15 protein-coding genes, 1 other RNA gene and 1 pseudogene are annotated in these 18,079 nt (G+C 41.1%); 10 read left to right on the top strand and 7 right to left on the bottom strand.

Annotated elements, in window-relative coordinates:
• Positions 1 to 213 precede the first annotated feature (213 nt).
• A complete protein-coding gene (locus tag DRZ93_RS03105) occupies positions 214 to 981 on the top strand; it encodes a ParA family protein (protein ID WP_113744681.1) in 768 nt (255 codons plus the stop codon).
• Positions 982 to 1,272: 291 nt separating this feature from the next.
• Here DRZ93_RS03105 and DRZ93_RS03100 read toward each other — a convergent pair.
• Positions 1,273 to 2,165: pseudogene (locus tag DRZ93_RS03100) on the bottom strand (flagellin N-terminal helical domain-containing protein).
• A 367-nt stretch (positions 2,166 to 2,532) separates the two neighbouring features.
• Here DRZ93_RS03100 and eno point away from each other — a divergent pair.
• From eno to DRZ93_RS03085, 3 genes are all read left to right on the top strand, one after another.
• Positions 2,533 to 3,822: a phosphopyruvate hydratase gene (gene eno / locus DRZ93_RS03095; protein WP_113744678.1), complete on the top strand. Its 1,290-nt coding sequence runs from the start codon at positions 2,533 to 2,535 to the stop codon at positions 3,820 to 3,822.
• 156 nt (positions 3,823 to 3,978) lie between these two features.
• Positions 3,979 to 4,503 carry a hypothetical protein gene (locus tag DRZ93_RS03090; RefSeq protein WP_113745799.1) on the top strand — a complete coding sequence of 175 codons (525 nt, stop codon included), beginning with the start codon at positions 3,979 to 3,981 and terminating at the stop codon, positions 4,501 to 4,503.
• A 175-nt stretch (positions 4,504 to 4,678) separates the two neighbouring features.
• The gene (locus DRZ93_RS03085) at positions 4,679 to 5,563 is read left to right on the top strand and encodes a flagellin N-terminal helical domain-containing protein (RefSeq protein WP_113744676.1); all 885 of its coding nucleotides are present in this window, start codon (positions 4,679 to 4,681) and stop codon (positions 5,561 to 5,563) included.
• On the opposite strand, the gene DRZ93_RS03080 is transcribed toward DRZ93_RS03085, so the two are convergent.
• From DRZ93_RS03080 to crp, 3 genes are all read right to left on the bottom strand, one after another.
• Positions 5,560 to 6,924: a hypothetical protein gene (locus DRZ93_RS03080; protein ID WP_113745798.1), complete on the bottom strand. Its 1,365-nt coding sequence runs from the start codon at positions 6,922 to 6,924 to the stop codon at positions 5,560 to 5,562. The two genes, DRZ93_RS03085 and DRZ93_RS03080, sit on opposite strands and share 4 nt — an antisense overlap.
• A gap of 211 nt (positions 6,925 to 7,135) precedes the next feature.
• Positions 7,136 to 7,666: a bifunctional 3-hydroxydecanoyl-ACP dehydratase/trans-2-decenoyl-ACP isomerase gene (gene fabA, locus DRZ93_RS03075; RefSeq protein WP_113745797.1), complete on the bottom strand. Its 531-nt coding sequence runs from the start codon at positions 7,664 to 7,666 to the stop codon at positions 7,136 to 7,138.
• 59 nt (positions 7,667 to 7,725) lie between these two features.
• Positions 7,726 to 8,367, bottom strand: coding sequence for a cAMP-activated global transcriptional regulator CRP (gene crp, locus DRZ93_RS03070; protein WP_113744673.1), 642 nt, complete (start codon positions 8,365 to 8,367; stop codon positions 7,726 to 7,728).
• Positions 8,368 to 8,707: 340 nt separating this feature from the next.
• Between crp and DRZ93_RS03065 the strand changes: the two genes are divergently transcribed.
• The 3 genes from DRZ93_RS03065 (at position 8,708) to DRZ93_RS03055 (ending at position 11,460) form a co-directional block, all read left to right on the top strand.
• A complete protein-coding gene (locus DRZ93_RS03065) occupies positions 8,708 to 9,295 on the top strand; it encodes a DUF533 domain-containing protein (RefSeq protein ID WP_113745796.1) in 588 nt (195 codons plus the stop codon).
• 449 nt (positions 9,296 to 9,744) lie between these two features.
• Positions 9,745 to 10,443 carry an iron-sulfur cluster assembly scaffold protein gene (locus DRZ93_RS03060; protein ID WP_113744671.1) on the top strand — a complete coding sequence of 233 codons (699 nt, stop codon included), beginning with the start codon at positions 9,745 to 9,747 and terminating at the stop codon, positions 10,441 to 10,443.
• Positions 10,444 to 10,458: 15 nt separating this feature from the next.
• A complete protein-coding gene (locus DRZ93_RS03055; RefSeq protein ID WP_113744670.1) occupies positions 10,459 to 11,460 on the top strand; it encodes a GGGtGRT protein in 1,002 nt (333 codons plus the stop codon).
• A 274-nt stretch (positions 11,461 to 11,734) separates the two neighbouring features.
• Here the strand turns inward: DRZ93_RS03055 and ssrS are convergent.
• Positions 11,735 to 11,928: non-coding RNA, 6S RNA (ssrS, locus tag DRZ93_RS03050), on the bottom strand.
• A 376-nt stretch (positions 11,929 to 12,304) separates the two neighbouring features.
• On the opposite strand from ssrS, the gene DRZ93_RS03045 reads away from it, so the two are divergent.
• The 3 genes from DRZ93_RS03045 to DRZ93_RS03035 all read left to right on the top strand — a co-directional run bounded on the left by DRZ93_RS03045 (position 12,305) and on the right by DRZ93_RS03035 (position 14,834).
• Positions 12,305 to 13,594 (top strand): aminotransferase class III-fold pyridoxal phosphate-dependent enzyme, encoded by a 1,290-nt coding sequence (locus tag DRZ93_RS03045; protein WP_172458008.1) that lies wholly within the window; start codon positions 12,305 to 12,307, stop codon positions 13,592 to 13,594.
• Between the two features lie 117 nt (positions 13,595 to 13,711).
• A complete protein-coding gene (locus DRZ93_RS03040; RefSeq protein WP_113744663.1) occupies positions 13,712 to 14,287 on the top strand; it encodes a hypothetical protein in 576 nt (191 codons plus the stop codon).
• A 7-nt stretch (positions 14,288 to 14,294) separates the two neighbouring features.
• Positions 14,295 to 14,834, top strand: coding sequence for a hypothetical protein (locus tag DRZ93_RS03035; RefSeq protein WP_113745794.1), 540 nt, complete (start codon positions 14,295 to 14,297; stop codon positions 14,832 to 14,834).
• A gap of 181 nt (positions 14,835 to 15,015) precedes the next feature.
• Here the strand turns inward: DRZ93_RS03035 and nhaA are convergent, their stop codons facing one another.
• Positions 15,016 to 16,197 carry a Na+/H+ antiporter NhaA gene (gene nhaA / locus DRZ93_RS03030; protein ID WP_113744661.1) on the bottom strand — a complete coding sequence of 394 codons (1,182 nt, stop codon included), beginning with the start codon at positions 16,195 to 16,197 and terminating at the stop codon, positions 15,016 to 15,018.
• A gap of 246 nt (positions 16,198 to 16,443) precedes the next feature.
• Positions 16,444 to 18,072 carry an NAD(P)-binding protein gene (locus DRZ93_RS03025; protein WP_113744660.1) on the bottom strand — a complete coding sequence of 543 codons (1,629 nt, stop codon included), beginning with the start codon at positions 18,070 to 18,072 and terminating at the stop codon, positions 16,444 to 16,446.
• Positions 18,073 to 18,079 lie beyond the last annotated feature (7 nt).

Raw genomic sequence — 18,079 nt, 5'->3', positions numbered from 1 at the left:
GTAAATGCAATTTTTGCCGACAAAATAGGGATCTGTGTTACTAAAGATGAGGAAAAGTATGCAAAGTGTTACTTGCCAGACAAATTTTAGAAAGTTGACCTTGGTATAATCTTTTATCAAAAAAGCATGCTGTATCACGCTAAATACCTATAAAATCTTGTAAATTTTAAAAATTTATTCTATATATAAGGCAATACACAAGAGTTTATCGTTATGGCCAAGATAATAACTATTGCCAATCAGAAGGGCGGTTCAAGTAAAACAACAACAGCAGTCAATTTAGCCTGTGCCATTGCCGCCACACGTCGCCGCGTTTTGCTTGTGGATCTTGATCCGCAGGGTTCAGCCACTGTTGCACTTTCTGCACAGAGATCAGAGAGTGGCAACTGCATGGCAGGATGTCTTATTGCCGATATGGATGTCAAAAGCGTTATCAGAAGATATAATCCTGGCAATTTTGATCTTATTCCATCATCTGATGATCTTACAGCTGTGCCTGTGGCCTTTTATGGTGATGCAGACGGTGAACTTAAATTAAAGAATGTACTTGCAAATATAGCTGATGATTATGATTTTATCTTTATAGATACACCTCCATCGTTAAATCTTCTGACTATAAATGCCCTGTGTGCATCAGATTATCTGTTAATACCTATGCCATGCGAGTTCTTTGCTCTTGACTCTTTAAATGCCATAGTCGATCTTTTTGACAGATTGAATGCCACTGATCGCTCCCATATTGAGCTTTTAGGTATTGTCAGAGTGCTCTTTGAGGAAAATGAAAGCTTTTCTGAGCAGATAAGCCTTGAGCTTAAAAAGCAGTTTACCAATCTGCTCTTTGACAGTGTCATTCCTTTCTCACCAAGACTTGCCGAATGTGCAAGTATAGGCAGACCGGTTATGCTCTATGACAAATCATCACAAGGAGCCCGTGCCTATTTATCACTTGCAGGTGAGTTGTTCAGACGCCTTGGCAGTTAAAGGCTCTTTGTCTTTACAGGTGATTTTGATCTCAAATACGCAAACCTTTGAGATAGAAGTTTTGTATCTAAATTGCTCTGCCCAAGTGTAAATAATTTATGTAGCAAACAAAAGACAGGGGGCCGGTCTTATTAGAGCAGTACTTTTTTTTATCTTATCCTTTGTACACAGTAGTACAACCAAACAGGCATTTTTAGAAGTCAAGGTGCGTCAGGGCGGAAAATCCTATTTTAAAAACAACAAAAAAGGAGGCCGAAGCCTCCTTTGACAAAGCACTATATGTATAGATAATTAGCCAAGCAGTGATAAAGCCAGCTGTGGTCTTGAGTTGGCCTGTGTCAGCATGGATGAAGCTGCCTGCTGAATGATGGTCTGCTGTGACAGTTTAGCTGACTCTTCGGCAAAGTCTGTATCACGGATACGGGCACGGGCATCAGATACGTTCATGGAAACATTTGACTGATTGCGAATTGATGATTCCATACGGTTCTGCATAGCACCTAAGTGAGCGCGCTGCTTGTCGATAGCGGCGATAAAGTCATCAACAGTAGTTATAGCAGCGGAAGCTTCTGACTGTTTTGTTACTTTAAATTCTGTACCTTCAAATCCGTTATCAGCGGCTGTTTTACCGTCACCTAGAATACTTATAGCAAAGCCATCACTAAAACCTTTTAACTCAAGTGTGTCACCCTTGTAGGCGCCAACCTGTACGGTAATTAAGCCACCTGATTTAACTAAAGAGTTTGCGGCAAGACTACCGTTTAAAATTGAGTTACCACCAAACTTGGTCTGACAGGCAATACGGGTAATCTCATTTGACAGCTGAGTAACTTCCTGCTGAATAGCCTCACGATCCTTGGCATTATTGGTACCGTTGGTTGACTGTACAGCAAGGGTACGGATGCGCTGTAACATAGAAGTCATTTCATCCATAGCACCTTCGGCAGTCTGAGCTAAAGCAATGGCGTCATTGGTATTGCGATTGCCCTGGTTTAAACCGTTGATCTGTGAGGTTAAACGATCAGAGATCTGCAGGCCGGCAGCATCGTCCTTTGCTGAGTTAATACGCAGACCAGCAGACCAGAGGATAATCTCTGATAAGTGGTATTTAAGTTATTGGTAGCATTGGTAAGATTGCGCTGGCCATTGATTGACGAAACGTTGGTATTTACAAAAAGTGCCATAGGTATATCTCCATTATCTTAACTCTATTTAACTTTTGTTTATTATCTTTCTTTAAGATACTCCTTATAACGACAACGCAAACGATATCTTTAGCTATAAATCCCCTAAAAAGTATAAAAAAAATTTACATAAATGTTTTTAATATTAATTATCAGATGCAAAGTATTGTTATTTCAACACTTTATACTTAGGGTGTATTTAAAAAAAATTAAAAATATTTTTTAAAAAATACTTTCAAATTTTGGTGTCTTGGGTTATAGTTAGCAATAGCTAACCAAATTAACTATCTCCTAAGCACTAAACCTGCACCTTTAAGTGCAGGTTTTGAATCTAAAGATTTTTTTAACAGCAACAAAAGGTAACAATATGAGTGCTATTATTGATGTTCTGGCCCGTGAAATTTTAGATTCCCGTGGCAATCCAACTGTTGAGTGTGAAGTATTACTGGAGTCTGGTGCCTTTGGCCGTGCCTCTGTTCCTTCAGGTGCATCAACAGGTGTACGCGAGGCAATTGAACTGCGCGATGGTGACAAAGAGCGCTATGGCGGTAAGGGTGTGCTCAAGGCAGTTGCCAATGTTAATACAGAGATCCGTGAGGCTTTAATCGGTATTGAGGCAACAGAGCAGGTAGAGATCGATACTATTATGTTAAAGCTCGATGGTACCAAAACCAAAGAGCGCCTTGGTGCCAATGCTATTTTAGCCGTATCAATGGCTGTAGCCCGCGCTGCTGCCAATGAAATTGAGCTACCTTTATACCGTTATTTCGGTGGCTCTGGCAAAATGCAGCTACCAGTACCTATGATGAATATCATCAACGGTGGTGCCCACGCCAACAATAATCTTGATATTCAGGAATTTATGATTATTCCTGCCGGTGCTCCAAGCTTTGCTGAGGCTGTACGCTATGGTGCCGAGACCTTCCACGCCTTAAAATCAATTTTAAATGCAAGAGGCATGAGTACTGCTGTAGGTGATGAAGGTGGCTTTGCTCCTAGCATTGATTCTCATGAAGAGGCCATGGAGCTTATTATCGAGGCTATTGAAAAGGCAGGCTTCGTTCCTGGCAAGGATATCTATTTAGGTCTTGACTGTGCCTCATCAGAGTTCTACAAGGACGGTGAGTATGCACTGACCAAGCAGGGCAAGAACTACAATATTGATCAGTGGATAGACATTTTAGAGTCATGGGTTGATAAATATCCATTAATCTCTATTGAAGACGGTGCTGCAGAGGGTGACTGGGATGGCTGGAAGAAGCTGACCGACAGACTTGGCAGCAAGTGCCAGCTAGTAGGTGATGATCTCTTTGTAACCAATCCTGAGATCTTAAAAGAGGGTATTGAAAAGGGTGTTGCCAACTCAATTTTAATTAAGGTAAATCAGATTGGCTCATTAACCGAAACCTTTGAGGCAATAGAGATGGCCAAGAAGGCAGGTTACACAGCTGTAGTCTCCCACCGCTCAGGCGAGACTGAAGACTCAACCATTGCTGATATTGCTGTAGGTACTAATGCTCTGCAGATTAAGACAGGCTCTATGTCAAGATCAGACAGACTTGCAAAATACAATCAGCTTATCAGAATTGAAGAGCGCCTGGCCGGTAGCAATCTGTATGCAGGTAAGGACGCCTTCTACTGCATCAAGCTTAAGTAATAACATCTAAAACAACCTAAAAAGCCTCATGATATTATCTGTATTGTGAGGCTTTGTTTTTATGACACTGTATCTTAAAACTATGCGCACTGCCATTTAATTAAGCCTGATTTTTTGCTTATAATAAAGAGAGTGTTTTTTATTTGAGAGTGTGGCATGGATTACAGTCGCTTATTTTCAGGTCCCAAGGATGGCAATTTCGTAGCTTTTATAGAGCAAATGCAACAAAACTCCATAGAAGCTATAAAAAGACATAGTGAAACAGCACTGCTTGAAAAAAGTGAGCAGCTATCAAAGAGCAATAAAAAAGACCATGCTGCAAACGCTGCTCAAAAAGATGTCAGATCCTATCAAAATACAGGCAGTAATTATAAACAGAGCAGATCGCAAAACAGCAGTGGCAGTAATACATTATCGGCTAAATCATATAGAAGATCGGGTTCAGACAGTACCAAAAGAGCATCTGCAGGTACATCAGTTAATGGCAAAGACAACATAAAGAGCAACAGTAAAATACAGCCTATAGCCAAAGATCCTGCTTCATTTATCTTATCTATAATATTTACAGCCTTATTTGCTGCTGCCATTATATTAGAAGATCCTTTCTTTATTGTCTTTATTATCATAATTGGCATGGGACTTATGAAAGCCTTACGCCGTAAAAAGGCATCTTCTGCTTAAACCGCTTTTTGAGTATAACGGCAATGTTGACCTCCTATATTGCCGTAATAGCCATTATCTTTGCCCATCTTTTGCTGTAAATACATAAATTCTTTTTATAAAACATAACCTTAAATATTTTTATTAAAAGTGGTATTTAATTTGCAGTGCCATAGAAAAAAACAAGGAGAGAAATATGGCACTTTATGTTCAGACTAATGTGCAGTCATTAGGCACAATGCGCACATTGAATATCAACAATGGCACTCTTGATTCTTCACAGGCTAAATTAAGCTCAGGCAAGGAAATCAATACTGCCAAGGACAATCCTGCCAATCTGCAGATTTCAAATCGCTTTACCTCTCAGATATCCTGTAAAAGTCAGGCTTATCACAATACCAGCGATGGCATTGCCTTAGCTCAGACTATAGAAGGAGCACTTGATGAGACTACCTCTTTGCTGCAGCGTATCAGAACTATTGCTGTACAGAGCTCTACAGGTACCAATACTGAGCAGGACAGAGCATCAATGCAGCAGGAAGTTACCCAGCTTTGCAATGAGATCACCAAGATTGCCTGTACCACCAAGTTTGGCGGCGAGCAGTTATTAAGAGGTGCAAATAACGGTCTTATCGATGCTCAGGGCTTTTTAACCTTGCAGGTTGGTGCCAATGAGGGTGACAAGATCAGAATTGATCTATCCACCTCTTACAGACTTGAGGATCTGCATCAGGTTGCAGGCGGCAATATGAACAATGGCTACAATACAACAGATAATGTGTTTGATGTAACCACACAGGAAAATGCCCAGGACGTTCTTGCCAATATCGATGGCTTTATTCTTGCTGTTGATAATGCCAGATCAGAGCTTGGCGCCAGTATGAACCGCCTTGAATCAACACAGCGCAATCAGAGCGTACAGGTTGAACAGGAGTCAGATGCCAGGGCACGTATCAGAGATACTGACTTTGCCAAAGAAACCTGCTCTTATGTCAGTGCCCAGATTGCCACCAAGGCTGCCTCTCAGGTATTGATGCAGGCCAATGCCACACCTAATTTTGTATTGTCACTGTTACACTAGAGCTGTCTTTTATCAGAACTGAAGTGACGTGTCATATACTCAAGGGCACCAATATAGCTAGGATTATAGCTGTTAAGGTGCCTTGTGTTATTGCTTATGGTATTTCTTGAAAGCTTTTTTCTATTGCCTGTATAAAATTTAATGTGCTGCTTGTAGGCACACTGCACTACATTATCAATAAAGATAAAACGATCCTTCTGTCCTGTTTCACAGGAATGACACAGATATAAAAAGCCTTTATCAAGCATATCAGTGCCAACACTGTCTGCAAACACAAGACTTGCGCTGCCACAGTTGGCACAGTACATAATCTTAATATTACCCTGAATAAAATATCTTAAAATAGTTGTGAAATCCTTAAGCTTGGGCAGGGTGTAGTTTTTAGATGAAAGTCTGTTGTGTCTGCCCATAAACTCAATAACGCGTGAGGTGGCCTGCAGGGCTCCCAAGACCAGAGGCGGCATAATCTGCACCGGGGTGTAGGCTACAGACAGGCTTCTTTTTGGTGTCTGAATTTTAAACATAGAGCGTATGGCAATAAGATAAAAGGAAATAGAGAGCATTGTAGTCTGTGCCAGGCCGTAATTGTCATTGAGCGATGAGGCAATGGAATTTCTTTTAAAATAGGATATAGACTCAAAGATCTGCTCAAAGACCTGAGGGTTGTCACACTCGCTTTGCTTTAAAGTATATTTTTTCCCTTGACCGTAGAGCTTTTTGCAGATGAGATTTAAATGATCCTGATACTCTCTTTTGCTTTTAAACGGTTTTAAAATGTCTGTATGTTCTTTTTGATGGATTTTAAGACGGCTCTCAAGCAATGCCATTAAATTATTGTTATTATTCAAAATAAGACTTTCTGCTATATTGTGCGTGGAGCTTATCTGTTTTAGATCTGAAAAAAGATGCTCATAACTTAAATTAAGATTGCGCAGAAGTGTATCTAAATGTCTTATTTTAAACAGCTGACTGGCCGCTGTTTTGTGCGTATAGATCTTATCCTTGATATTTACATTGTTATAGTCATTTAAAAGCGCATTATGAGATCTAAAAGCTGTGCAGATGGCATCATGTAAAATACCAGGCACCTGCTCAAGACATAGATTTAGAACTTTCATAAGATCGGATCTGACGCTTATGGCATTGCGATAGTCACAGTCAAAACGCAGCTCTTTTGATATTGGCAGGTTTTTAACCCACAGCTGTTTTTTGCCATTGTCTATGGCCTGATAATAGATAGAGTTTGAAAGCAGATTGTCTCTGTCCTCCTGCAGACAATTTTTTAGAGGCTCTCCAAAAATTGGTATAAAGTAACATTCTGTATTTTTTTTAATATCTCCGCCCCTGCACGAACTTTGCATGTATTACCCTCATTTTTTGTTTTTTTAAGTGGCGCCATATTAACATTTAAAAATAAGTAAAAAAACTGTTAAATTTATGTAAAGTTTTATACGCCTGATAGTGAGTGAGATTATTAATAATACCTATAATTTTTAAAGCTATGAAAAAAAGTAACATAAGTTAGATAAAGAAAAACCCTGCACAGGGCAGGGCTTTAGATAAGGAAAATTTTTAGTCTTTAGCCGGAGGGATCAGGCCTACCTGCAGATCTTCTGCTGTATAGATGTGCTTGCCGTCAACAAAGACCTTACCGTCTGCAACACCCATAATCAGCTGACCTCTTTCTACAACACGCTTGATATCAATAACGTATTTAACCAGGGTGCAGTTATCTAAAACTTCACCTTTGAATTTAACCTTGTTGACACCAAGAGCACGGCCTTTACCTGGACCGCCTCTCCAGCCTAGGAAGAAACCTACGAGCTGCCACATAGCATCAAGACCTAGACAGCCTGGCATTACAGGATCTCCTGGGAAATGGCAGTCAAAGAACCATAGATCTGGTCTGATATCAAGCTCGGCCACAATCTGACCTAAACCGTGCTCGCCATTGTCTGCGTGAATAGCAGTGATTCTGTCAAACATCAGCATATTTGGAGCTGGCAACTGACTGTTGCCTTTGCCAAAGAGTTCACCGCGTGAGCAGGCTAATAAGTCTTCTTTAGTAAATGAATGTCTGCCCTGTTCTAGCAAAGATGCCATGAATATCTCCAATATAAAGTAAAAAAGCCTGTAAAACAGGCTTTTAAATGTAAAATTATTTATCTAGCGCCAAATACAACTATGGTTTTACCATGAGCTGTAATCAGATGATCCTCTTCCATCATCTTAAGGATGCGTCCGACTGTTTCACGTGAACAGCCTACAATCTGACCTATTTCCTGGCGGGTAATCTTGATCTGCATACCATCAGGGTGAGTCATAGCTTCAGGCTGATGAGCAAGATTCATTAAGGTTTGAGCAATGCGACCCTGAACGTCAAGGAACGCAAGATTTCCAACTTTCTTGGATGTTGCAGCAAGACGTCTTGAGATCTGAGCTGATAGACGCATCAGAATTTCAGGGTTTACCTGTACTAGCTGTTTGAACTTAGTATATGAAACCTCGGCAATCTCACATGCAACTTTAGCACGTACCCAGGCAGTACGGGTAGGGTTCTCAGCAGTATCAAACAGACCGACTTCACCTATAAAATCGCCCTGATTGAGGTAGGTAAGAATCATTTCACGGCCATCCTGATCTTTGATCAGAACAACTACAGAACCTTTTACAATATAGTAAAGAGTCTCTGCCTTCTCTCCTTCATGAATGATATTGCTCTTGGCTGAGTACTTATGTATATGGCATTGACTGATAAACCAGCTTATGGTTGTGTCAGCTTGCGGTTTGTTTATTGTGCTCATAAATAGCCTTCTTTACCTTAACTAGATACAAACTCGAAAAAGCTAATGTTTCGCATAATAGCAGAATATAAACATAAAGACTATAGTTAATATATGTAAGTAAAAGATATATTTTAAAAATTGAATTTAAATCTAACCTACCACACATTTTGCGAAAAAAAATAAACATGTAGCTTTTGTGTATCTAAAAACTTGAAATGTCGCAAATTTTTTATAAAAATTATAGAACAAAATAATATTTTGTAAGTCAAATGTTATATGTAACATTTTTTATAAAAGTCAATAAAATGATAACAGCGGCTTTTGCTGCGGTTAAACAAACATAATTAAAGGTCATAACATGTCAGTACACGCAAGTACCAATCTACAAAGCTACGGCAATGACGGCTTTTCCTTGCTGCAACATTATGCCGATAAAGTAAGCTCAACAGTTATAGGTATGACCAACAAGAAGGCCAAATCTATTGCTATGTTTGCAATAGATATTTTTAAAAAATGGCAAAAACGCCGTCTGAATAAATTCACACTAAAGGATCAGGGCCTTGAGGTCTTTAAAAGCATGTATCGTGAATGTGCTCTGCTTTTAGTGCAGACTATGGTCTACGCCTTCAGGGCCGACGGCAAGATTCAAAATGATGAAATAAGAAGTATGCATGAGTTTTACAAGCAGATTTTAGGCCGTGATGATGTGCGCGGCATTATAGATGCCATGCTTACTAAAAATCTTGATCCGCATGAGCTTAAGATTCAGCTTAAATACTCAGAGGAGGCACTTGATGTCTATATGCTCTCTGCCTATATATTAGATAAAGAGAACTTTATGGATGCCAACTATCTTGAGAATCTGGCAGCTTCATTGCGTATAGAGCCGTCATTGCAGCGCACACTTGATGATAATGTTAGATCCATCAAGGCTATGGCAGTTTAGCTCTTATTTTAAATTGTCTTGATAACAGCCCATCTCTTTATTGCCTGTATCAATAGCACTGATGGTGATACAGGCTGTCTTAAATAAAAACTACTTATTATCAATGATTTACATAATTGCAAGCAAAAAATATTTTATTTTTGCGCAAGATGGCGTCACAGTTTTTAAAATAAAATGTGATATAATTTATTAACAATCTGGTCATGCCCTTTTAAACAAAAGGGATTTTGCATCTGACAAAATTCCATACGCATGGAGTTTTTAAGATGTCAGACCATAACGGTTTGATTTTCAGGTAAACAATAAATAAAATTTTTGTTATACTTGAGATGATAAAGTTGTTCAACAATGGTTATATTACTGTTGAGTTGTGCAACGCCCTTAGGGCAAAAGTTAGCAAACAGACGCAAGTCGTAATTTTTAACATTTTATTCATTTAGGTACCACCAATGATCTATTCACATGAAGTAGAGCACATGTGCCCAGTTACCAAGGGTGCATACCATGGTCCTGCTCCAATCCCTGAAGAGGGCAAGTGGGTACAGGCTAAGGAAATCAAAGATATCAGTGGTCTGACCCACGGTGTGGGCTGGTGTGCTCCTCAGCAGGGTGCATGTAAGCTTACATTAAATGTAAAAGACGGCATTATCGAGGAAGCTTTAGTAGAGACTTTAGGCTGCACAGGTATGACCCACTCAGCCGCTATGGCTTCTGAGATTCTTCCTGGCAAGACTTTACTTGAGGCATTAAATACCGACTTAGTTTGTGATGCTATCAACACAGCTATGCGCGAGCTGTTCTTACAGATCGTCTACGGCCGTACACAGACTGCTTTCTCAGAGGGCGGCCTGCCAATCGGTGCTTCACTTGAAGATCTGGGCAAGAACCTGCGCAGCCAGGTTGGCACCATGTTCGGTACCAAGGCCAAGGGTGCACGTTACCTGGAAATGACTGAGGGTTATGTAACTCGTCTGGCTCTTAACGATAATAATGAGATTATCGGTTATGAGTTTGTAAACTTAGGCAAGCTGATGGATGCTCTCAAGGCCGATCCTGAGCTCAAGGGTTCAGATGCTATCGCTAAAGCACGCGGTCAGTATGGTCAGTTCAATGACGCTGCCAAGTACATTGATCCAAGACATGAGTAATGAGGTGTACTAGAAATGGCATTATTTGAAAGCTACGAGCGTCGTATCGACAAAGTTAACAAAGCTCTGAATGAGAATGGCATTGCTTCTTTAGACGAGGCAATGGAAATTTGTAAAGCTCACGGTATCAATCCTTATGAAAAGGTACGTGAGATTCAGCCAATCGCCTTTGAGAATGCTTGCTGGGCCTATGTTGCAGGTGCCGCAATTGCCATCAAGAAAGGCTGCAAGGTAGCAGCTGACGCTGCCGAGGCTATTGGTATCGGTCTGCAGGCCTTCTGTATCCCAGGCTCAGTTGCCGAGGATCGTAAGGTAGGTTTAGGCCACGGTAATTTAGGTGCCATGCTTCTGCGTGACGAGACCAAATGCTTTGCTTTCTTAGCAGGTCACGAGTCATTTGCCGCAGCTGAAGGCGCTATTGGTATCGTACGTAACGCCAACAAGGCACGTAAGGTTCCACTGCGTGTTATCTTAAATGGTCTTGGCAAGGATGCCGCTCAGATCATTTCACGTATCAACGGCTTTACCTATGTACAGACTCAGTTTGACTATGCTTCAGGCGAAGTTAACACTGTAAAAGAAATTGTCTACTCAAAGGGCGAGAGAGCCAATGTACGTTGCTATGGTGCAGATGATGTTCGTGAAGGCGTAGCCATCATGCACAAAGAGGGTGTTGATGTATCAATTACCGGTAACTCAACCAACCCAACCCGCTTCCAGCACCCAGTTGCCGGCACTTATAAGAAAGAGTGCATTGAGCAGGGCAAGAAGTACTTCTCTGTAGCCTCAGGTGGTGGTACCGGACGTACTCTGCACCCAGATAACATGGCTGCAGGTCCAGCTTCCTACGGTATGACTGACACTATGGGTCGTATGCACTCAGACGCTCAGTTTGCTGGCTCTTCATCAGTTCCAGCTCACGTAGAGATGATGGGCTTCTTAGGTATGGGCAACAACCCAATGGTTGGTGCAACCGTAGCTATCGCAGTATCAGTTGCAGAAGCTCTGAACAAGTAAGTTTAAGATAAAACTTAAAAGACCCCGGCAAGTCCGGGGTTTTGTTTTTTGAGCTATGGCTAGCTATAAGGTTCCTGCGGTGCAGATCCTTTGTAATAGTCCTGTTATGGTTGCGCTTTTGCAGTATCGGCTTTAGGCTACACTTAAGCTACATAGAAGATAAGAGCATTTTCTAAATATTTGTTAGCAAAGTTTTTAATACACACGCGCAAAGAATTTAGTGCAGGCAAAGCACAGTATGGGGTGAAAAAACAGGGATTGAATTTTGATATGTAGTAGCCCCGGAAATGCCGCTGCCGTTATAGACTCCTTGAACCACGTTGTTCAAGTTGGACATCCGTGCCAGTACAAGGCTTCTAATGGAAGTAGTATTAGCCTGCGCAAGTAAAAGGCAACTTAAAAATAGACATCCTGGTCTAGTAAATATCGGCTCAGGGTGCAAACGACTGGCGAACACCCCAGGGAAAACTAATAGGTTTTAGCCTATGAATTTAATTTAACAAAAAATATTCTCTTTATCAATAAATTAATCTGAGAATTTTTTAATTTTTTGTTAGCTGTTTAACAGTTTTTTGTTAAATAAACTGCTCTGAAATAATGTCTTCCCAGACAAAGCCCATATATACCAAATTTGTGTGATATAAGAGATGGTTGTGACAGAACTTGGTTAAAACTCTCACTTATAAAATTATGATGGTAGGTCTTAGGCACAGGTTTTTAAATCTTATCTGTTATGACAAAAGGACAGTAAGACTTACTGATGCAGCTTATGTTATTTGTAGTTTGGTTTGTCCAGGACAGGGTGCTACAATGACCATACTTTATAGATATGTGCAGGATAGTTATGAAAGTTTCTAAAAGTACCCTTGATTATATAAATAGAGATAAGAGCATTTTTGCCACTGTGCAGCATATAGCAGATCTGCCCTTTGTCATATCTAAGGCGCAGGGTTTTTATCTTTATGATACAGAGGATAAGGCTTATCTTGATTTTACCTCAGGAGCCTGCACGATGAATTTAGGTTATGACAGAGCTCATGTGGCAGATAGTACGTCATTTCCCTTTCCTTATGCGCTTGGCTGCGCGCAGATTGAATACGGCTCACGTCTTATTGAAAAATATACATTCTATAAAGATAAGAAAATGATGTTCTGTGTGACTGGCTCAGATGCCAACGACGGAGCTATAAAAATTGTCAGAGCCTATAGTCAAAGAAAGATGGTTGTAACCTTTTCTGGCAATTATCATGGCACAACCTATGGCGCTGCCAGTCTGACCTCACTTGAGGGTCGTCTTGATAATCACCTAGGTCCAATGCTGCCTTATATAACAATTCTGCCATTCTGCCCTTATGATGCATCAGATGAGGCTGTAGATGAGTGTCTTGCAAGGTTTACATCGCTTGATTTGAATGATGTGGCTGGCGTATTTTTAGAGTGCATACAGGGTGATACTGGTATGCTGCCAATAAATACCACCTTTCTTGAAAGATTAAATGCAATCTGCAAGGAGCATAAGATACTTATAGTCTCAGATGAGGTGCAGATGGCCTGTTACAGAACAGGGCCTTTTTTCTCTATAGAAAATTATCCATTTGTAAAACCTGATCTTATAACCATGGGCAAACACATAGGCGGCGGCATTCCTTTAGGTGCCATCATTGGCAGACAGGAGGTGATGCAGAGCTTAAAACCTTGTGAGCATGCCTTTTCCATGGCAGGCAATTTTGAGGCCTGCATGCGTGGTCTTTACAATTTCAATATTATTGAGGACAGGGACTTTAAGCTGCAGCTTGCAAAGCGCATGGCGCTTATGGACTTCTTTATGGACGATCTGTGCCACAACTTTAGCGATATTGTCATTAAATGCTGTGGTGTGGGGCTTGCCAGGGCAGTGTTTGTGCGATCACTTTATGCTAGTGATACTGACAATGAGGCCTGCTATAAAATTATTTGCTCCTGCTTTGGCAGGGGTCTGTATCTTATGCGCATTGGCAGCAACTGGCTGCGCCTTGAGCCATTTTTAAATATGCCAGAGGATCTTATGTTAAAGGCCTTTGATATTATCAAAGAGGCCTTTTACGAGTATAGATCAAATAAAATAGATGATGGCGTAAAAAAATATATGTCATAAGTTAAAGCTAAGTTATAATAGCTATATTGAGATTTAAATATTTGTGTTCATTGAATATTTATAAAATCAATTTAAATAATCTGTGTTGCAGATAATATGATCAGGAAGGTTTTTCTTATGAAAAAAGCTGTTGCTTCTCTTACCATGTCTTTAGCTTTTATAGTAGGATGCTCTACTGCTGAGGTGTCAGATGTCAGCAAGAGCGAAAGTAATGATGTATCAGCATCTGTAGCTCAAAAGACAGTAAATAACAGTGCAGTAAGTTCTTATTTTGTAACTGATTATTTTAAGGTGGCCGTACCTGAGACCTGGAAGGTGGTAAGCTATGACGGCCCTGAGATCCCAACCTATGTCTCATTAAAGAGAAAGGACAGCAGTGCTCTTATAACTATACGTATAGTCAAGAGCGATAAGGATGTTGAAGAGCTGTGTCAGGATGTTGCCAAGAAGTTTGTGGCGCAGTCACGTGATATAGTGCTGGGTCCTGAGGTTTATTATGGCACCTGTACTATAAGCGCTGATGAAAACTCAGACAATGCTACCTTATGGCTTAGAAAATATGATGATGACAAATCAGTCTATTCCATCTATTTTGAAGGTGATGTAGATCATGTCAATGAGGTTTTATCTACACTAGAGGGTAATGAAAAGATGATGAACCTTTTAGTTATGCCTTTAAAACAGAATTTATAAGTTTTAGATGAAAAAATATTTATTAACAGTATTCTCACTGTGTCTTCTTAGTGCCTGTTCATCAGGCACTACTTCTGTTGAGGGTAGCCAACATACAGATCAAGCACAATTATCAGTAATTGGCAAAGTGCACTCCTACTCAAATCCTTTTTTTACTTTAAAGGCCGACAGCAGATGGTTTGTCAGCAGTCAGGAAGGCCCGCAGATGCCAGCTCATATCACCATTACCAACAGATTTGATAAAAGTATTATTACTGTAAGCGCTTCAAAGTACTTTAGAAATATGCAAGAGACCTGCACCTTAAGCGCCAAGAATCTGGTAAATGATCATGGCTCTATAGTCTATGGACCTGTCATTGAAAACAATACCTGTGTTATAAAAGCCAAGGAAGGCGGCATGGATATGGGTATCTATCTGCGCGTCTATAATGACAACAGCTTTTACTCCATTCACTATGAAGGTAACTTTAAAAGCATAGCTCCTGTCATAAAAAGAATAGAAGGCGACAGCAGAATGTCTGATATTATTAAAAGCATCAGACATTAATATACTCAGCTTTATCTAACGTCAAATCATTCCACACCACATTATTTTAAACTGTCTGCAGCGCCATTGCAGCAGACAGATCTTATGCAATATCAAAGACAGTCTTAAATTGAGTTATTTAAAGTTTTTTGTAAAAAAAATGGCAGATAAATATCTGCCATAGTATCAAAAGACTCTTGATTTAGGCCTTATTTCTTACGTGAGGATAAAAGCGTAGGAACAGATAGCCAATGATACCTGATAGGGTTGAGCCTAAGATAATTGCAAGACTGTCTGTATAGGCATAAATGTCACTGCCGCCATAGGCAAGACCATCTACGAACATAGACATGGTAAAGCCGATGCCGGTTAAAATGGCAACACCATAAAGCTGTGAGAGTGTGGCATCCTTTGGCATGGAGGCAAGCTTCAATTTGATACAGATATAGCAGACAATAAAGACACCTAGCTGCTTACCTACAAATAAACCTAAGAAAATGCCAAGACTTACACCTGAGAATAAAGATTCTACAGAGACGCCTGATAGATCAACACCTGCATTGGCAAAGGCAAAAAGCGGCAGAATAAAGACAGAAATCCACATCTTGGAGTGATCATAGATCTCATTGACAAGAGGAGTGCCGTCATTGCGCTTTAATGGAATAAAGAAGGCAGTGATAATACCTGCAAGGGTGGCATGTACACCTGATTTTAAAATACTAAACCATAAGATGGCACCTACAATATAGTACAGAGATTTTCTCTGCACTGACATGAAGTTAAGCAAAGCCAGCACAAATATGGCTATACAGGCAGAGCTTAAAGCCAGTACGGAGAGCTCTGAGGTATAGAACAGGGCGATGACAATAATGGCGCCAATATCATCAAAAATTGCCAGTGAGAGCAAAAAGATTTTAAGTGAAGGAGGTACTCTGCTGCCAAGCATTAAAAGAATAGCCACACTAAAGGCAGCATCGGTCGCAGCAGGTATGGCCCAGCCACGCAGAGCATAGTCATCACCTACATTAAAGGCACAGAAGGTCAGAGCAGGAAAGACAATACCACCAAGGGCAGCTAAAGCCGGCAGGGTGACATTAGAGAGCTTTGAGAGATGACCCTCCATAAACTCATGCTTAAGCTCAAGACCTATTGCAAAAAAGAAGATAGTGATAAAGCCGTCGTTAATCCACAGCAGTATGGGTTTGACGAGCTCAAAGCTGCCAAAGATAAAACCTGCATGTGTATCAAGCCACTGTCTGTAATCAACTCCATAGGTAGAGTTTTGATATAAAAGAGCTATTATGGTTAAAAAGATCATAATGATGCCGGCTGTGGCATCATGATGGGTTATATCGTGTATGGTATTGCGTATTTTATGCTTCATAAGACTCTAACCTGAATAGCAGTTTATGGCTAAAATTTAAAAAAAATGGCCTAAAAATTAAAAAATTCCATTAATTTTACTGATTTTATGCGCTAAAAACAATGAAAATCGCATTTTTGCAAATCTAAAAAAATGTCACAGAGCATGGATTTTAAGAGATCAGATCTTAAAGACTAAAGCACAAAGAGAGGGCATTAAAAATAAAAAGCCCGGCTAAGCCGGGCCTTGTTTGGCATAATGAAAAGATTAGATCTTCTCAGGAACCATTTCGATGTGACCGCAAGGACACTCCTGGGCACAAACACCACAACCCTTACAGTAGTCGTAGTTGAAGTCATAGCCCTTGCCTGGACCTAGCTTGATAACAGCGTTGTCAGGGCATACGCCATAGCAGTTGTCACACTCCATACAGTTACCGCATGATAAGCAGCGACGGGCCTCGAAGATTGCGTTTTCTTCGGTCAGACCATGCTGAACCTCATCAAAGGTCTGGGTACGACGTGCAAGCTCAATCTCTGGGCGAACTGTCTTAGGAGCATCGGTATAGTACCATGGGTGCATATCCTCAAAACGGGCATCGTCGTGCTTAGGCATAACCTTGTACTCTTTGCCGTTTAAGAATGCGTTCACACCGCGGGCGGCGTGCTTGCCCATACCGATAGCTGCAGTAACTGTTCTGTCGCCAGGAACCATGTCACCGGCTGCGAAGATGCCAGGAACATCGGTCATGTAGGTTGCAGTATTAACAATAACTGCGTCCTTCTCACACTTGATACCATCAACCTTCTTAACAGCTGACATATCAACGTTCTGACCGATAGCCAGAATAACACCATCGGCAGGAAGCTCTTCATACTCGCCTGTTGGCTGTGGACGGCCTGAATCGTCAAGAGCCATCTTCTCAATCTTGAGGCTTTCACCCTGAGCCTGAGAAATGGTTGACAGCCACTTAACCTGAATGCCTTCTGCAATAGCGCCATCCATTTCCTCTTCGTTAGCTGGCATCTTATCACGGTTACGACGGTAAACGATGATAGGTTCAGCACCTAAACGACGCAGAGAACGGGCCACGTCAACGGCGGTATTACCACCACCATATACTGCTACACGACGGCCGATTTCAAAATCACCGTTGGTGGCAATATCACCTAATACCTCAAGAGCTGAGTAGATGTGGGTTGTATCGCCTGATGGAATATCTACATTTGATGATAATGAAGCACCAAGGCCTAAAACAACTGCATCATAGCCGCCCTTTTGCTTCTCAGCCAGGATATCCTCAACCTTGTGGTCGCATTCCATGGTTACACCCATGTCAAGAATACGCTGAATCTCGGCATCAAGGATATTACGTGGCAGACGGTATACAGGGATACCATAGCGCATCATACCGCCAGCCTGCTTGGCCATCTCGACAATGTGTACAGTGTGGCCAAAACGGCGCAGATGGTAGGCAGCTGACAGACCTGCAGGGCCGGCACCAACGATCAGAACTTTCTTGCCTGTCTCGCGGGTTGGCTTTCTAAAGGCCAGCTTGTGCTCAAGAGCATAGTCGCCAAGGAAGCGCTCAACTGAGTTGATACCAACAGTCTCATCGAGGAAGCCACGGTTGCACTTGCCTTCACAGGTGTGATAGCAGACACGGCCCATACATGCTGGGAATGGATTGTCCTCGACTAATACGCGCCAGGCGTGCTCATAGTCACCCTCTGAGGCGTAGTATAACCACTGCTGAATGTTCTCACCAGCTGGGCACTGCTTGTTGCAAGGAGGCAGCTTGAAAACATTAACAGGGCGCAGAGTACGCCATGAACCTGTGTGGTTCTCTAATGAAGAATATGGATCTAGTGTTGTTGCAAATGGTTTATTCATCATGATCGTT

It is taken from the genome of Anaerobiospirillum thomasii, assembly GCF_900445255.1.
Taxonomy (GTDB): domain Bacteria; phylum Pseudomonadota; class Gammaproteobacteria; order Enterobacterales; family Succinivibrionaceae; genus Anaerobiospirillum_A; species Anaerobiospirillum_A thomasii.
Note: the sequence above shows the minus strand (reverse complement) of the source record. Positions and strands in the feature narration are given on the sequence as shown.

Bases quoted from the DNA above. Each gene is read 5' to 3' on its own strand.
- DRZ93_RS03105 (WP_113744681.1), top strand. From the start codon at position 214: ATGGCCAAGATAATAACTATTGCCAATCAGAAGGGCGGTTCAAGTAAA.
- eno (WP_113744678.1), top strand. From the start codon at position 2,533: ATGAGTGCTATTATTGATGTTCTGGCCCGTGAAATTTTAGATTCCCGT.
- DRZ93_RS03090 (WP_113745799.1), top strand. From the start codon at position 3,979: ATGGATTACAGTCGCTTATTTTCAGGTCCCAAGGATGGCAATTTCGTA.
- DRZ93_RS03085 (WP_113744676.1), top strand. From the start codon at position 4,679: ATGGCACTTTATGTTCAGACTAATGTGCAGTCATTAGGCACAATGCGC.
- DRZ93_RS03080 (WP_113745798.1), bottom strand. From the start codon at position 6,924: ATGCAAAGTTCGTGCAGGGGCGGAGATATTAAAAAAAATACAGAATGT.
- fabA (WP_113745797.1), bottom strand. From the start codon at position 7,666: ATGGCATCTTTGCTAGAACAGGGCAGACATTCATTTACTAAAGAAGAC.
- crp (WP_113744673.1), bottom strand. From the start codon at position 8,367: ATGAGCACAATAAACAAACCGCAAGCTGACACAACCATAAGCTGGTTT.
- DRZ93_RS03065 (WP_113745796.1), top strand. From the start codon at position 8,708: ATGTCAGTACACGCAAGTACCAATCTACAAAGCTACGGCAATGACGGC.
- DRZ93_RS03060 (WP_113744671.1), top strand. From the start codon at position 9,745: ATGATCTATTCACATGAAGTAGAGCACATGTGCCCAGTTACCAAGGGT.
- DRZ93_RS03055 (WP_113744670.1), top strand. From the start codon at position 10,459: ATGGCATTATTTGAAAGCTACGAGCGTCGTATCGACAAAGTTAACAAA.
- DRZ93_RS03045 (WP_172458008.1), top strand. From the start codon at position 12,305: ATGAAAGTTTCTAAAAGTACCCTTGATTATATAAATAGAGATAAGAGC.
- DRZ93_RS03040 (WP_113744663.1), top strand. From the start codon at position 13,712: ATGAAAAAAGCTGTTGCTTCTCTTACCATGTCTTTAGCTTTTATAGTA.
- DRZ93_RS03035 (WP_113745794.1), top strand. From the start codon at position 14,295: ATGAAAAAATATTTATTAACAGTATTCTCACTGTGTCTTCTTAGTGCC.
- nhaA (WP_113744661.1), bottom strand. From the start codon at position 16,197: ATGAAGCATAAAATACGCAATACCATACACGATATAACCCATCATGAT.
- DRZ93_RS03025 (WP_113744660.1), bottom strand. From the start codon at position 18,072: ATGATGAATAAACCATTTGCAACAACACTAGATCCATATTCTTCATTA.